The organism is Burkholderia sp. Bp9099, assembly GCF_003857805.1.
Lineage (GTDB): Bacteria > Pseudomonadota > Gammaproteobacteria > Burkholderiales > Burkholderiaceae > Burkholderia.
Genome location: NZ_QTPU01000013.1, coordinates 102,234 through 117,249, shown reverse-complemented (window position 1 = coordinate 117,249; position 15,016 = coordinate 102,234). Strand labels below are relative to the sequence as shown.

Below are 15,016 nucleotides of genomic sequence, written 5' to 3'. Positions count from 1 at the left end.
AACGTGTCGGCGCGGCCCGGAGGATCGGCGCGGCCGGGGCCAAGGATAAAACATTCCGCGCGGCCGACGCCAAAAAAGGAGAGAAATCGGATGCTCGGCAACCTGGAACTCGTGATGCGGCTGGTTCTCGCGGCTGCGCTCGGCAGCGTCATCGGCATCGAGCGCGAGCGCCTTTCCTGGGCGGCCGGCCTGCGCACGCACATGCTGGTCTGTGTCGGCTCGACGCTCATCATGATCGTATCGGCATTCGGTTTCGCCGATGTGCTGGGCAGCAGCGACCACGTCGTGCTCGATCCGTCGCGGATCGCCGCGCAGGTGGTATCGGGGATCGGTTTTCTCGGCGCGGGCTCGATCCTGCTGCGCGGCGAGATCGTGCGCGGGCTGACGACGGCCGCGAGCCTGTGGTCGGTCGCCGCGATCGGCCTCGCGGTGGGCGGCGGCCTGTACATCGCGGCGATTGCCGCGACGCTCATCATCCTGATCATCCTGGCCGGCATCAAGCCGCTCGAGCGGCGCTACTTCACGGTGCGGCAGCGGCGCCAGCTCGCGCTGACGGTGGTGAGCGGCGCGCTGACGTTCGATTCGCTGCACGCGGCGCTCGGCCCCGACAGCGCGCGCGTGAAGCAATTCATCGTGCAGCGCGCCGACGACACGGGCGAACACGACGAGGTGCGCATCGCGCTCGGGCGCGTGTCGGATCTCGAATACCGCGCGATCTGCGACAAGCTGCGCGGGCTGTCGTGCGTGACGCGATTCGAGCAAGGCGGCGGCGTGCCGGGCGACGAATAGACGGCATCCGATCGGCCGGATCGGCGATCGGTCATGCGACAATGGCCGGTCACTGATTCCGTTCGACCTTCGGTTCCGCGCTCGCGGGCCTGCAATCCGACTCCATGACCGAATCCGTTTCCGTGCCTCGCTCCCGTTCCCATTCCCGCTCCGACCGTTCATCGGCCCGTTCGCGCCCGCGTTCCGCCGCGGCCGCGGCAGACACCGCCGCCAAGGCAACCGCGCGGTCCGGCAACGCGGGCGGCGATGCGCCGCGGGACGAACACACGCTCGACCTGTTCGGCGATCCGGTGCGCGAGCCGGCTGCGCGTGCGCCGGCCGTCTCGCGTGATGACGCGGTGGCGGACGCCGAGACGGTGGCCGCCGTTGTGGACGGCGAGGACGCCGCTCGGCAGGCGACGCTGGATGGATTCGCCACGTCGGGCGCCGCTGCCGATGCGGTCGATCCGGCTCCCGACGTCGCGACGACGACGGAGCCTGCTTCGACGCGTGGAAACGGCGATGCGGTCGGTGCCGATGTCGTGCCCGCGCCCGCTGCCGACACGACGAAGCCCGGCGGGGCGCGGCTGTCCGATGGTGGCGGCGCGCGCGCAGCTGGTGAGCCGGCAACGGGCGGCGGCCAGATGAAGGCCGGCAGCGTGTCGGAAGCCGGCGGCGCGGCCGGGACGAGCGCCGATCGTTCGACCGCGAATGCCGATGCGGTGGGTGGTGCGGTCGATGCGGCCATCGCCGATCGTCTCGTGAAAGCGGGCGGGGAGGCCGAAGGTGCCGCCGTGCCGGTCACACACGATGACGCGGCGCGGGCGCCCGGCGAGACCACGAAGGGGCGTCGCGCATCCTCCGGCGGCAAGCGACGTGCGACTGCCGGCACGCGCGAAGCGGCAGCGCCAGCGGTGCGTAGTGTGCCGGGAGCAGCGGCTGTCGGCGCCGGGGCGGAGGTGCCTCCGGCGCAGCACACTCCGCCGTCCGCCGAACCGCAAGCGACGGCCGAAACGCAGGCGAGCGCCGAACCGCAAGCGACCGCCGAACCGGCCGGGCCGGTCGCTGCCGCGATTGCCGCGAGTACCCTTGATGCTGCGCGAGCAGCCGCAGCGCCGGCCTCGCCGGTCGTGCAGCCGGTGGCGTCCGCGGCGTCGTTCGTGACGAAGCCGTCGGCGGATCGCGCGCAACCGGCCGCGTCGAGCGGGCCAGCCTTCGATCCCGACACGCATCTGCGCCCGCTGTCGGATCGGCTCGCCACCCTGCAGGCCGACACGGCCGGCATGAAGCAGGCGGCCGATCGCGAGATGCGTCGCGTCAACCGGCTGCTGCTGGCACTGGCGATCGTCGTGTTCGCGGGGCTCACCGCACTGGTGCTGCAAACACGGCAGATTGCGCACCTGAAGCAGGAACTGGATGCCCGGCAACAGCGGATCGACCGGCTGGCTGCCGATCTGTCGACGCAGCAGGCAACGCTGATGACGCTCGCGGAACACCACGAAGCGATGCTGTCACAGGTCGACCGGCTGCAACGCAATGCGAACCGCGAGGCGGCGGCCGCGAAGCGCGTGCGTCGAACGCACTAAATCGTCCGACCCTACCTGCAAACCCGGCCTGGCAAGGCGCGTCGCGGGAGACCGACCGTTGGCGGTTGCACGGGTGCGGCAAACTGATGCGGCGCGCTGGCAGACTTCAGGGAAAACCCTTAGAATGATGTCCGTCTAAGGGAAAACCCTAGAGCCATCTGTCAGGAGTCTCACATGAGCTTCATTCTTGCCCTGCTGCAAAAGATCGACGACCTGTTCGTCTCCCCGCACCTGCCGCTCGACGCGGAATATTCGTACGCTGCGCGTCGCGCCGAAGCCGAGCGCGTGCGTCGTGCGAATCTCGTGCCGATCGTCCTGTATCGTCGCTGATCCGCTGATCCGCTGATCCGCTGATCCGCTGATCCGCTGATCCGCTGATCCGCTGATCCGCTGATCCGCTGATCCGGCGCAGCGCTCGCTGCAACTGCCTGCCCGCTTTCCGCCGTCGCATCGCGCGCCGGTGTGACCGTCCCGCTACACTGGAAGTCCGACTTCCCTCGCGACACCCGGGCCATGCTGCAGATGCGGCCGATGACGGCCGGTGAATTCCACGCATACCGCACGCGCGCCATCGACGGCTACGCGCGCGATCTCGTGTCGTCCGGGCAGAATGCGGCCGACGACGCGGCGAGCCGCGCCCGCGCCTGCTTCGATACGCTGCTGCCCGACGGCCTGCTCACTTCCGGCCAGACACTCGTCCAACTGATCGACGCTGCCAGCGGCGACACGGTCGGCGATCTCTGGTACGCGATCGTGCCCGAAGGGCCGAACCGCACGCTGTTCATCTACGACCTCGACATCGTCCCGTCACGGCGCCGCCAGGGCTGGGCCACACGCGCGCTCGATGCGCTGGAGGCCGAGGCACGCCGCCATGGCGTCACCGAGATCGGGCTGTCGGTGTTCAATCACAACACGGCTGCCCGTGCGCTGTATCGGGCGTGCGGCTTCGCGCCGATCACGACGACGCTGATCAAGCCGGTCGTCTCTGGCTAACGACGAAGATTCGACACCGCAGGCGCAACGTTTTCGTTTCGACACGATTTCACGTCAGCGCACACGCGGGCCGTGGTGCGCTCTGGATGGGCCTGCGAGTCCGATTTGGCCTTTTGAACGCGGGCCCCCCCAGCCGGCATGGCAACCGAAATCCCGTGTGGATCCTATGATGAGCGGGCCAACAGTTTGGCGTACTCATACGCAGCATGGGGCGATCACCGACTGACCATTCATGTCATGCCCGGAACCCGAGCGTTCGGTCGCAGTGGATTCTTCATCCATGGCGGCACGAACGCGGGATCTGCCGGATGCATCAATCTTCATTCCGGAATGGAAAATTTCGTTCGAGACATCGAGGCGGCGACGAAGGACGCGCCCGAGTGCTACGTTCCACTGACGATTCAATACTGACATGCGAAAACGCCCGTTGCATATCTTGATTGGTGTGGCGCTGCTGATTTCGATCCTACTCGTTTTTGCGTTCAACGCGATCAATCTCGAAGAGGCATACGGCGACGGACCACCCTACTACGCGCGGACGACCAATATGGACAAGTGGACGAATCCGCTCCCGTTGCCGGGTATTGTCGATGGCGCAATGCTGGTCGCGATCGGCGCGTATTGTTTCTGGATTCGTCGAAGCCGTTGAATCCTGCGCGCGGCGGCGAGCGTGCGGGTTGCAGTCCCGCCCGTTTTCGCGCCGCACCGGCTCATCGCGCCCGCCCTTTCCATCTCCTCAGCAGCAACGCATTCGTCACGACGCTGACGCTGGAGAACGCCATCGCTGCCCCCGCGATCACCGGATTCAACCAGCCGAGCGCCGCGAGCGGCACGCCGATCAGGTTGTAGACGAACGCCCAGAACAGGTTCTGCTGGATCTTCCGGTACGTCCGCTTCGAGATGTCGATCGCATCGGCGACGAGCGCCGGGTCGCCGCGCATCAGCGTGATGCCGGCCGTGTGCATCGCGACGTCGGTGCCGGTGGCCATTGCGATGCCGACATCGGCCGCGGCGAGCGCGGGCGCGTCGTTGATCCCGTCGCCGACCATCGCGACGATTCCGCCGTGCGTACGCTTCAGTTCGGCCACCACGCGTGCCTTGTCGTCGGGCAGCACCTGCGCATGCACTTCGCCGATCCCGAGCGTCGCTGCGACGGCCGCCGCGCTGCCGCGGTTGTCGCCCGTCACGAGCACGCTCGCGACGCCCCGTGCCGACAGGGCCGCGACCGCGTCGCGCGCGCCGGGCTTCACGGTGTCGCCGAACGCGATCAGCGCGAGCAGCGCACGCGGCGCATCGGCGCGCATCAGCCACGAAATCGTGTTGCCCGCGCGTTCGAGTTCCGCGGCACGCGCGTCGAGTTCGGGCGGCACGACGATGCCGAGTTCGTCGCGCCAGCGGGTGCTGCCGAGTGCGAGAAGCTGCCCGTCGACACGCGCTTCGACGCCGCGTCCGGCCACCGCGCGCGCATCGGCCGCGACGATCTCGGCCGAACCCGCGCCGCCGCGAGCCAGGATGTCAGCATCGTGTGCGGCGACCACCGCGCGCGCGAGCGGGTGATCGCTTTGCCGCTGGACCGCGGCCGCGAGCGCGAGCGCCTGCTCGCGCGGGATGCCGACGGCGTCGAACGCCGTCACGGATGGCTTGCCTTCGGTCAGCGTGCCGGTCTTGTCGAACGCGATCACGGTGGTACGCTGCGCGAGTTCGAGCGCCTGGGCGTCCTTGATCAGCACGCCGTGGCGGGCCGCGACGCCGGTGCCGGCCATGATCGCCGCGGGCGTCGCGAGGCCGAGCGCGCACGGGCACGCGATGACGAGCACCGCGACCGCGTTGAGGATCGCCGTTTCGGTGCCGGCGCCGGCGATCAGCCAGCCGATCAGCGTCAGCACGGCGATGCCGAGGATCGCCGGCACGAACACTTCGCTGACGCGATCGACGAGCCGCTGGATCGGCGCTTTCTCCGCCTGGGCGGATTCGACGAGGCGGATGATGCGTGCGAGCGTCGTTTCCGCGCCGATCGCGGTGGTTTCGACGACGAGCGCGCCTTCGCCGTTGATCGACCCGGCCGTGACCGGGTCGCCGTCGTCCTTCGGCACCGGCAGGCTTTCACCGGTGATCAGCGATTCGTCGACGTGCGAGCGGCCCGACACGATCCGGCCATCGACGGGCACACGCTCGCCGGGACGGATGCTGACGGTCGTGCCGACGCGCACCTGCGCGAGCGGCACGTCGCGTTCGACGCCGTGCTCGACGACGCGCGCACGGTCCGGGCGCAGTGCGTTCAGTGCGCGGATCGCCTCCGTCGTCTGGCGTTTCGCGCGCGCTTCGAGCCATTTGCCGAAGCGCACCAGCGTGACGATGACGGCCGATGCCTCGAAATACAGGTGGCCGGGGTGCGCGGGGTCGCGCAGCAGCATCCACAGGCTCAGGCCGAACGCGGCCGACGTGCCGAGTGCGACGAGCAGGTCCATGTTGCCCGTGCGTGCCTTCACCGCATGCCAGGCGGCGCGGTAGAAGCGCGCGCCGAAGCCGAACTGGACGATCGACGCGAGCACGAGCTGCAGCCAGCCGGGCAGCATCGCGTCGAAACCGAACGGCGCGACGAGCATCGGCACGACGAGCGGCGCGCTCAGCACGGCCGAGCCGATCACGAGATTGCGCTCGCGGATCGCTTCGCGTTGCTTGCGGGCGTCGGGGGCTTGCGCGGCGACGCCGCTGCCGGCGCGGGCGGTGGCGTCGGCCGAGGCGCCCGCGTCCGGCGAGGCGGCGAGCGACGCCCGATAGCCGGCCGTCGTGACCGCCGCGATCAGCGTGGCGGCGTCGAGCGCGCCGGTGCCATGCACCGATGCGCGTTCGGTCGCGAGATTGACCGACGCATGCGTGACGCCCGGCACCTTCTCCAGCGCCTTTTCGACGCGCGACACGCATGACGCGCAGGTCATCCCGTCGATGGCGAGTTCGAGGCTGGCGGATGCCGGAGACGCGGACGGGGCAGGGAGGGCGGCGGTATCCGGCGCGAGCGGCGTCGCACCATAGCCGGCCTGCCTGACGGCATCCGCCAGTTGCGACGCGGAAACGTCCGCTGCGGCGTCGACCGTCGCGCGTTCGGTCGCGAGGTTGACCGTTGCGCGCGTGACGCCCGGCACTTTCGCGAGCGCTTTCTCCACGCGCGACACGCACGACGCGCAGGTCATGCCGTCGATATCGAGTTCGATCGTGGTGGCGGTGGCGGTGGCGGTGGCGGTGGCGGTGGCGGTGGCGGTGGTGGGCAATGCCGTTGCCGTTACCGGCGGTGCTGCGACGCGCGTCGCGTGCCCCGCGGGCGAGGCCGCCACGGCTGCGCCCGTCGCTTCGCGCACGGCAGCGCGATATCCGGCGGCGCCGACCGCATCGACGAGCTGCGCCGGCTCGACCACATCATGCGCGGTGACCGTGGCCGCATGCGCGTCGAGATCGACCGTGGCCTCGACGACGCCCGGCACCGCAGCCAGCGCACGTTGCACACGGCCGGTGCAGCCGCCGCAATGCATGCCGTCGACGGTCAGTTCGACCGTTTGCAGGACTGCGGAGGCGAGTGGTTCAGTCATGTCGGATTCCCCAGGAGCGCGGATCGAGCCGCGAGTGATGTCAGTATCAACATTCCCATGATGGGAAGGTCAAGGGGGGATGCAATACAGGATCGTGTCGACGGCCAACGCATTCTCGCCTGTCATGCCCGGCCAGCGCAGGCGGCGGACCGCTTCGTACAAGGGGTCGGATCAGCGGAAATTCAGGCTGACGACAGGCCGGCTACTGCTGCGCCCGTTATTCGGCATATTGGGGGATGCCCTTAGGCGCTATGATACCGGCCTGACATCAGCGTCCGCCTGGCGAACCGGCGACCGGGCAGGCTGGGGTGCCTTGCCTTCGCCGATCGTGAGTCGAACAAGGCGTTGACTGACAAGAACGATATTCGGCCAGTACTCAATGATTGAAAACCTACGAGAATCAATTTCTCTGCGGCGCGCGGCAGGCGCGTCGCTGGCCCTGGCGACGCTGCTGGCAGGATGCGCGTCGCAACCGGATGCGATCCAGCGGAAAACCGGCTGGATGCGCGCCGAAGTGGCCGACTCTTATGTATACGCGTATCCGCTCGTGCTGATGGACGTCGCGAAGGAAGCCGCGACGGGCGGCGACGGCGCTCAGCCGGGCCAGGCGCCGCTCAACACGCTGCGTCACGCGCAGGCGCTGCCGCCCGTCGGCGCGCTGAACCCGCCGCTGCCGGGCGTCGACACGCTCGACTCGACCGGCTGGCTCGACGTCGGCGCCGAGCCGGTAATCGTGACGCTGCCGGACACCCGCGGCCGTTACTGGGATGCGCGCGCGCTCGACATGTGGACGAACGTGCTGTGGTCGGCGTCGAGCGTGGCGGCGCGTGGCGCTCGCGGCGCCGTGCGAGCGCAAACGATTGCCTTCGCCGCGAAGGACTGGCAAGGCACGCTGCCGAAGGGCGCATTGCGGATCGACGTGCCGTCGGCCAACGCGTGGCTCGAAGTGCGGCTGCAGACGAGCGGCGGGCGCGACCTCACGAACGTGAAGAAACTGCAGCGTACGATCCGCGTGGTGCCGCTGTCCGTCTATACGGGCAGCGCGCGCGGCGCGTCGGTCGCGGTCCATGCGGGCAGCGCGCCGTCGGAAGCGGCGAGCGGCGGCACGCCGGCCGAGCAGGTGGCCGCGCTCGACCCGAAGGCGTTCTTCACGCGCTTCGCGCAGGCGCTGCAGGACAACCCGGCACCGGCCGACGATGCGCACGCGCAAGAACAGCTGAAGGACATCGGCGTGACGGCCGGCTACCCGGTGCTGTGGACGGGCGATCGCCTGAACGCCGCGACGGCCGGCGTCGCCGAGGCGCGCGCGCGGCTCGCGACACCGCCGTCGAACCTGCTCAACGCGAACGGCTGGAGCTGGATCGGCGACACGGCCGGCAAGTACGGTCAGGATTACACGCTGCGCGCGTACGCGGCCTACACGCAGTTCGGCACCGCGACGCGCGACGACGAGACGCTCGCGTTCGTGCGCGTCGACAGCGACGGCCATGCGCTGAACGGCGCGAACCGCTACGTGCTGCACTTCGCGCCGGGCGCGCTGCCGCCGGTGCGCGGGTTTTGGACGCTCACGCCGTACGCGACGAACGGTGCGCTGCCCGACGTCGGCTCGGCGCGCCGCTCGCTCGGCGACCGCGACCGGCTGCGCCGCAACCACGACGGCTCGATCGACGTGGTCGTGTCGGCATCGCCGGGCGGCACGCATGCGGCCAACTGGCTGCCGGCGCCGCGCACCGATTTCGCGCTCGCGCTGCGGCTGTACGCGCCGAAGCCGCAAGCGAGCGACGGCTCGTGGATGCCGCCCGTCGTCGTCCGGAAATGAACCGACGGGCGCCGCCGCTGTCCGATCCGCGGGCGCGGCGGCCGCGCCCGAACGTCGTTCCGTTACCACCTGAGCCTATACTTTCGGGATAGCGTGCACGGCCGTGCCGGTTTTCCGGCGCGGCCAGGCATCCATTCCCGAGGCATCCAAGCATGGCAAGCGCAGACAAAGAAACCGTACCCTCGACCCTCCATGCCCTCGGCGGCGTTGCACGCTCGCGCCGGACCCGGCGTATCGGCCTCGGCGTGTTGATCTTCCTCGTTTTATTCGGACTGCTCGGGTTCTTCGCGGCGCCGCCGCTGATCCGCCACATCGCCGAACAGCAACTGAGCCAGCAGCTCGGCCGGCCGTCCACGGTCCAGCGCGTCGCGCTGAACCCGTACACGCTGAACCTCGAAGCCGACGGCGTGCACGTCGGCGAGCGCGGCGGCCAGGGCGACTTCATCGACATCGGCAAGCTCGTCGTCAGGCCGTCGTGGTCGTCGCTGTTCCGCGGCGCGCCGATCGTCAACGAAGTGCGCGTCGACTCGCCGCGCTTCCATATCGTCCGTTACGACGCGCAGCGCTTCAACTTCACCGACCTGATCGAGAAGTTCTCGACGCCGTCCAAACCCGAAAGCAAGCCGACACTTTTCTCGGTGTCGAACATCCAGGTCAACGACGGCCGGATCGACTTCGACGACCGCCTGCTGAACGAAAAGCACGTGGTCGACAACTGGATGCTCGGCATCCCGTTCATCGCGACGCTGCCGTCGAAGACCGACATCTTCGTGCAGCCGAAGCTGCGCGCGCGGTTCGACGGCAGCCCGATCGCGATCGACGGCAGGACGAAGCCGTTTGCGCAGTCGCGCGAGTCGGAAGTCGCGCTGACGTTCGACCGGCTCGACGTGCCGAAGCTGATTTCGTACGCGCCGGCGAAGCTGCCGGTGATCGTCACGAGCGGCCTCCTGAGCAGCGACCTGAAGCTGCACTTCGTGATGAGCGGCGACACACCCGCGCTGCGCGTGTCGGGCACCGTCGATCTCAACGACGCGAAGGTGACCGACCGCGCGTCCGCGCCGCTGTTCGCCGCGCGCGGCGTGCACGTCGCGGCCGCCGGCCTCGAGCCGCTGCGCAACGTGCTGCATTTCGACGAGATCCGGCTCGACCAGCCGGTCGTCGACCTGGCGCGCGACAAGCAGGGCGTGCTGAACGTCGAGAAGCTCGCCGGCCAGCCGTCTGCCGCGCCGAAGGCGGCCGCCGGCAAGCCGGCCGCCGCCTCGTCGGCCGCTGCCGCATCGGGTGCCGCCGCATCGAGCGAAGCCGCCGCCGCCGTCGCCGCCGCGAGCGGCGCGAAGGCCGAAGCCGTCGCGAAGGAAGCGCCGCCGCTCGATCTGACGATCCGTCATTTCGCGATCGACGGCGGCACGATCAACGTCGACGACCGCGTGCCGGCGACGCCGACCGCGCTGTCGCTGACGAAGCTGGCCGCGACGCTCGACGGCTTCACGCTGCAGGGCAAGACGCCCGCGAAATACACGTTGTCGACGTCGTTGTCGCGCGGCGGCGACCTGAAGGCCGAAGGCGCGTTCAGCCTGGCGGCGAAGCAGGCCGACACGAAGCTGACGGTCGATGCGCTCGCGCTGCCGGCGCTGCAGCCGTATCTCGGCGAGGCGACCCGCGCGCGCGTGCTCGATGGCTCGCTCGGCGCGAGCGTCAACGCGAAGGCCGACTGGGGCAAGACGCCGCTCGACGCGCAGGTCGCCGACAGCACGGTGAGCCTGAAGTCGCTGAAGCTCGCGACCCCGGACGCGAAGGCGCCCGCGATCGTGCTGCCCGACGCGAGCGCGAAGATCACGAAGGTCGACGTCGCCGCGCGCAGCGCGGAAATCGCGAGCGTCGACGCGACCGGGCTCGCGCTCGACGTGAAGCGCCTGAAGGACGGCAAGATCGACCTGGCGGCGCTCGCCGAACCCGCGCAGGCGGTGGTGCCCAGGCGCACGGTCGCGCGCAAGGCCGCGGCGGCCGCGCCGTCGTGGCATTACCGGATCGACGCGCTGAACGTGAAGGAATCGTCCGCGAACTTCACGGACCTGTCGACGCCGCGCCCGGTGAAGCTCGCGATCAAGCCGCTCGACCTGTCGGTGCAGAAGATCAGCGACGACCTGACGAAGCCGCTGCCGGTGCAGCTGAAGGCGACGCTGAACCGCAAGGGCTCGGTGAACGTGTCGGGCGACGTGACCGCGCAGCCGCTGAAGCTCGGCCTGAAGATCAACGGCAACCGCCTCGACGCGGCCGCGTTCGAGCCGTACTTCGGCAGCGCGCTGAACGCGACCATCGCGAGCGCGCTGCTCAACGCGCAGGGCAACCTGACGTTCGCGCAGGTGAAGGACACGCCGCGCGCGACCTATCGCGGCGATGTCGCGCTGGTCGACGTGCGGATGCTCGACAAGGCGACGTCCGACCCGTTCGCCGGCTGGCGCTCGCTCGCGCTGTCGAACCTGAAGGTGAACCACGACGAGAAGGGCACCGACGTCGACGCCGCGCGCGTGACGTTCTCGAACTTCTACGGCCGCGTGCTGCTCGATGCGCAGGGTCGGCTGAACCTGAAGGACGTCGTCGCGAAGGAGACGGGCCCCGCGCAGTCGCTGACGCGCGACGCGAGCAAGCCCGAACCGGTGCCGCTGTCGCCGGGCATGACGCCGCCGGCCGCCGCCGCGCAGGCCTCGTCGGCCGCGGCCGCGCAGCAGGCGTCGGCGCCGGCCGCCGCATCGGCGACGGTCGTCGTGAAGGCCGCGCCGCCGCCGCAGAATCCGGTGCGCATGCATTTCGGCGAGCTCCTGCTGCAGGACGGCCGCGTGACCTACACCGACAACTTCATCAAGCCGAACTACACGGCGAATCTGGTCGCGATCAAGGGGACGGTCGGCGCGTTCGGCACGGACTCGACGACGTCCGCGCCGGTCGACGTCGCCGCGAACCTCGCGGGCAACGGACCGATCTCGATCAAGGGCTCGGTGAACCCGCTGATCGACAAGCCCGCGCTGGATCTCACGGCGACCGCGCACGACATCGAGCTGACCAACCTGACGCCGTATTCGGCGAAGTACGCCGGCTACCCGATCACGAAGGGCAAGCTCAACGTCGACCTGCACTACCAGCTCGCGAACGACCAGCTTCAGGCGAACAACCACATCTTCATCGACCAGCTCACGTTCGGCGATCACGTCGAAAACGACACGGCGACCAAGCTGCCGGTGAAGCTCGCGATCTCGCTCCTGAAGAACACGCGCGGCCAGATCGACGTGAACCTGCCGGTGTCGGGCTCGCTGTCGAATCCGGAGTTCAGCGTCGGCGGGCTGATCTGGCGCGCGGTGCTGAACCTGATCGCGAAGGCCGTCACGTCGCCGTTCACGCTGCTCGCGAATGCGTTCGGCGGCAGCGGCGGCGAGGATCTCGGCTACGTCGAGTTCGCGCCGGGCGCGTACGAGCTGACCGACGCGCAGCAGAAGAAGCTCGATACCGTCGTGAAGATGCTGACCGAGAAGCCGTCGATCCGGCTGGACCTGATCGGCCGCGTCGATCCGGCGAAGGACACGCCGGGGCTGCGCGACGCGTACGTCGAACGGCTGGTTCGCCAGCAGAAGCTGAAGGACGTGGTCGGCCAGGGCGAGAGCATCGATCCGATGTCGGTGAAGGTCGAGCCGGCCGAGTACACCAAGTACCTGACGCGCGCCTACAAGGACGCCGACTTCAAGAAGCCGCGCAACCTGATCGGCCTGCAGAAGACGCTGCCCGATGCGGACATGAAGCAGGCGCTCGCCGATCACGCGCCGGCCGACGACAACGCGCTGCGTGCGCTCGCGCAGCAGCGCGCGCAGGCCGTGCGCCAGTACCTCGACGGCAAGATCGATGCGAGCCGCATGTTCGTCGTGGCGCCGAAGCTCGATGCGAAGGGCATCGAGGACAAGGGCGCGACGACGCGCGTCGACTTCGGCCTGCAGTAAGCGTTACGCCCTCAACCGCCGCCGCCGCGTCCGATCGGCAATCGGGCGCGGCGGCGCGCTTCCCGTCAGCGCACCTCGATCGCCGGTTCGCGCTTGTCCAGTTCCTTCCTCGCGGCCAGCGGCAGGCGCGCATCGTCCCAATGCGTGAGCCATTCGACTTCCTTCGCGGTGAACACCTGGCCGTAGTTGCGCAACGCGTACTGCAGCGCGTCGACGACGTGGTGGCGAATGATTTCGGGGGTGCGTGCATCGTCCAGCACGAACCGGAGAGCTTCCAGGGTCGACATACTCGTGCTCCGGGTCAGGGAAAACCCTTTATCACACGCCAATAGTCATACGCCAAGCGTGAAAAAAATTCGCGCGGCGGGCGACGGCGCGCCCGATGCACCGACCCGGTGCGAACCTCGCGCGCACACGTCGCGGCGTGCGCCGGGTCGCCTCGTTTTGCGACCGCGTCGTGTCACTTGCGATTGGTTACGTTTGACAGAAAACAGAAAGCCCCGCTTCACGCGAGCGCCCCACGGCGCGGCGATATTTTGCGCGCCTGATGGCAGGTCACGCAGTTCAACGTCAATCGATGAGGTGGGGTGATGATTTCCAGGTTCGCTAAGCAACGAAAAATGGCGGTGATGGTGGCGGGCGCGCTGGCGCTCGCAAGCGCCGGCGCCTACGCGGCGCAGCAGGACGGCAACAGCCAGGGCGATGACGCCGGCCACGGCCGGCGCGTCGTGAAGCACGTGCTGCTGATCAGCGTCGACGGCCTGCACGAGCAGGATCTCGCGCGCTGCATCGGCGCGAACACGTGTCCGAACCTCGCCGTGCTCGCACAAAGCGGCGTCACGTACACGAACGCCTACACGCCCGGCCTGTCGGACTCGTTCCCGGGGCTCGCCGCGCTCGTGACGGGCGGCTCGCCGAAGACGGCCGGCCTGTTCTACGACGTGTCGTACGACCGCAACCTGTACGCGCCGAGCGACACGACCTGCTCGGGCAAGCAGGGCTGGAACGTCGTGTTCGACGAGACGACCGGCATCGATGCGTTCAACGGCGGCGCGCTCGTGCACCTCGACGGCGGCGGCGCATTCAACCCGCAGGCGATTCCGCATGCGAAGGTCGGCGGCCAGTGCGTGCCGGTCTATCCGCACAACTACGTGAAGACCAACACGGTGTTCGAGGCCGTCAAGGCCGGCGTGCCGAACGCCTACACCGCGTGGGCGGACAAGCACGCGTGGGGCTACGACTGGCTGAACGGCCCGTCGGGCACCGGCGTCGACGATCTGATGCGCACCGAGATCAACTCGATCGACCCGGCGACGAACACCGCCTACACCGACGTCTATTCGCACACGGCGCGCTTCGACAACCTGCACGTGCAGGCGCTGGTCAACCAGATCGACGGCCGCGATTCGACGGGCACGAAAAACGCGCCGGTGCCGACGCTGTTCGGCGCCAACTTCCAGACGCTGAGCGTCGCGCAGAAGGCGCCGGTCGCGAAGGGCGGCGGCTATCTCGACGCGAACTTCACGCCGAACGGCCAGGTCGCGAACGCGATCACGTACGTCGACAACTCGATCGGCCGCATCGTCGCCGAGCTGAAGCAGCGCAACCTGTACACGTCGACGGCCGTGATCGTCACGGCGAAGCACGGCCAGTCGCCGACCGATCACACGAAGCTCGTGAAGAACGGCGACACGCTGACGAAGCTGCTCGAAGCGAACAACTACGTCGACCCGAACGGCAACTTCGGCCAGAACAACACGACGACGGGCAACCTGAACGACGGTTCGGGCCTGGTCGGCACGGGCTTCGTGCAGACCGACGACGTCGGCCTGATCTGGCTGCGCGACCGCAGCCAGCGCGCGGCCGTGGTGCAGACGCTGAAGTCGAACCTCGGCTGCAACGCGCCGGGGATCTGCGCCGACGGCCCGCAGGCATCCATCCTGTACGGCGCGGCGCTGGCCGACCGGTTCGGCGATCCGGCCAACGGCCGCACGCCGGACATCATCGTCCAGCCGAATCCGGGCGTGATCTACACGTCGAGCACGAAGAAGGACGAGGAACACGGCGGCAACGCGCCGGACGACAGCCACCTCGGCCTGCTCGTGTCGTACCCGGGCCTCCATCGTGCGCGTACCGTGAGCGATGTGGTCGGCACGAAGCAGGTCGCGCCGACGATCCTCGGGCTGCTCGGCGCCGAACCGAAGCTGCTGCACGCGGTCGTGGCCGAGAACACGCACGTGCTGCCGGGGCTCGGCATCGACCACTGACGCAACGGCACGG

At 68.9% G+C, this 15,016-nt stretch carries 11 protein-coding genes; 8 read left to right on the top strand and 3 right to left on the bottom strand.

The genetic code is table 11. The features are described 5' to 3' along the window. The first annotated feature begins 90 nt into the window (after positions 1–90). The 4 genes from DIE17_RS16885 (at position 91) to DIE17_RS16875 (ending at position 3,347) form a co-directional block, all read left to right on the top strand. Positions 91–789, top strand: coding sequence for an MgtC/SapB family protein (locus DIE17_RS16885; protein WP_124921162.1), 699 nt, complete (start codon positions 91–93; stop codon positions 787–789). A gap of 104 nt (positions 790–893) precedes the next feature. Further along, positions 894–2,354, top strand: coding sequence for a flagellar hook-length control protein FliK (locus DIE17_RS16880; RefSeq protein WP_124921161.1), 1,461 nt, complete (start codon positions 894–896; stop codon positions 2,352–2,354). Between the two features lie 174 nt (positions 2,355–2,528). Next, positions 2,529–2,684 carry a hypothetical protein gene (locus DIE17_RS37460; RefSeq protein ID WP_167359264.1) on the top strand — a complete coding sequence of 52 codons (156 nt, stop codon included), beginning with the start codon at positions 2,529–2,531 and terminating at the stop codon, positions 2,682–2,684. Positions 2,685–2,867: 183 nt separating this feature from the next. Then, a complete protein-coding gene (locus tag DIE17_RS16875) occupies positions 2,868–3,347 on the top strand; it encodes an N-acetyltransferase (protein ID WP_124486078.1) in 480 nt (159 codons plus the stop codon). A gap of 195 nt (positions 3,348–3,542) precedes the next feature. Here the strand turns inward: DIE17_RS16875 and DIE17_RS37455 are convergent, their stop codons facing one another. Further along, a complete protein-coding gene (locus DIE17_RS37455; protein ID WP_185735385.1) occupies positions 3,543–3,761 on the bottom strand; it encodes a hypothetical protein in 219 nt (72 codons plus the stop codon). On the opposite strand from DIE17_RS37455, the gene DIE17_RS16865 reads away from it, so the two are divergent. Next, entirely contained in the window at positions 3,760–3,996 is a 237-nt protein-coding gene (locus tag DIE17_RS16865; RefSeq protein ID WP_124921160.1) for a hypothetical protein, read from the top strand. The genes DIE17_RS37455 and DIE17_RS16865 overlap by 2 nt on opposite strands. A 61-nt stretch (positions 3,997–4,057) precedes the next feature. Here the strand turns inward: DIE17_RS16865 and DIE17_RS16860 are convergent, their stop codons facing one another. Continuing rightward, a complete protein-coding gene (locus DIE17_RS16860; protein ID WP_124921159.1) occupies positions 4,058–6,931 on the bottom strand; it encodes a heavy metal translocating P-type ATPase in 2,874 nt (957 codons plus the stop codon). 379 nt (positions 6,932–7,310) lie between these two features. Here DIE17_RS16860 and DIE17_RS16855 point away from each other — a divergent pair, with 379 nt between their 5' ends. Then, a complete protein-coding gene (locus DIE17_RS16855; protein WP_124921158.1) occupies positions 7,311–8,750 on the top strand; it encodes a DUF1254 domain-containing protein in 1,440 nt (479 codons plus the stop codon). A 152-nt stretch (positions 8,751–8,902) separates the two neighbouring features. Beyond that, the gene (locus DIE17_RS16850) at positions 8,903–12,736 is read left to right on the top strand and encodes a DUF748 domain-containing protein (protein ID WP_124921157.1); all 3,834 of its coding nucleotides are present in this window, start codon (positions 8,903–8,905) and stop codon (positions 12,734–12,736) included. Positions 12,737–12,801: 65 nt separating this feature from the next. On the opposite strand, the gene DIE17_RS16845 is transcribed toward DIE17_RS16850, so the two are convergent. Next, positions 12,802–13,023, bottom strand: coding sequence for a hypothetical protein (locus DIE17_RS16845; protein ID WP_185500307.1), 222 nt, complete (start codon positions 13,021–13,023; stop codon positions 12,802–12,804). Between the two features lie 303 nt (positions 13,024–13,326). Here DIE17_RS16845 and DIE17_RS16835 point away from each other — a divergent pair, with 303 nt between their 5' ends. Next, on the top strand, positions 13,327–15,003 hold the full coding sequence (locus DIE17_RS16835) for an alkaline phosphatase family protein (RefSeq protein WP_124921156.1): 1,677 nt from the start codon (positions 13,327–13,329) through the stop codon (positions 15,001–15,003). Positions 15,004–15,016 lie beyond the last annotated feature (13 nt).